Here is a 399-nt window from a genome sequence, read left to right as displayed (position 1 = left end):
GGGAACCTGCGGTTGGATCACCTCCTTACCTTAAAGAACCTGCCTTTGCAGTGCTCACACAGATTGTCTGATGAAAAGTAAACAGCAAGGCGTCTTGCGATTGAGACTTCAGTGTCCCCTTCGTCTAGAGGCCCAGGACACCGCCCTTTCACGGCGGTAACAGGGGTTCGAATCCCCTAGGGGACGCCACTTGCTGGTTCGTGAGTGAAAGTCACCTGCCGTCATATCTCAAAACTGACTTGCGAGTCATGTTTGAGATATTTGCTCTTTAAAAATCTGGATCAAGCTGAAAATTGAAACGACACACATGTTATGTGTGTTTGAGTCTCTCAAATTTTCGCAAGTCGATGATGAATCGAAAGAAACATCTTCGGGTTGTGAGGTTAAGCGACTAAGCGT

The 399-nt window shown here is 47.1% G+C and carries 1 tRNA gene; it reads left to right on the top strand.

Annotation, left to right across the window (positions count from 1 at the left end):
* The first annotated feature begins 113 nt into the window (after positions 1–113).
* A tRNA-Glu gene (locus tag IM291_RS21835) sits at positions 114–189 on the top strand.
* Positions 190–399: the final 210 nt, after the last annotated feature.

It is taken from the genome of Enterobacter cloacae complex sp. P27C, assembly GCF_014895705.1.
In the GTDB taxonomy this organism is placed as follows: domain Bacteria; phylum Pseudomonadota; class Gammaproteobacteria; order Enterobacterales; family Enterobacteriaceae; genus Enterobacter; species Enterobacter bugandensis.
The sequence above is the reverse complement of the archived record's forward strand: the minus strand, read 5'-3'. Positions and strand labels throughout refer to the sequence as shown.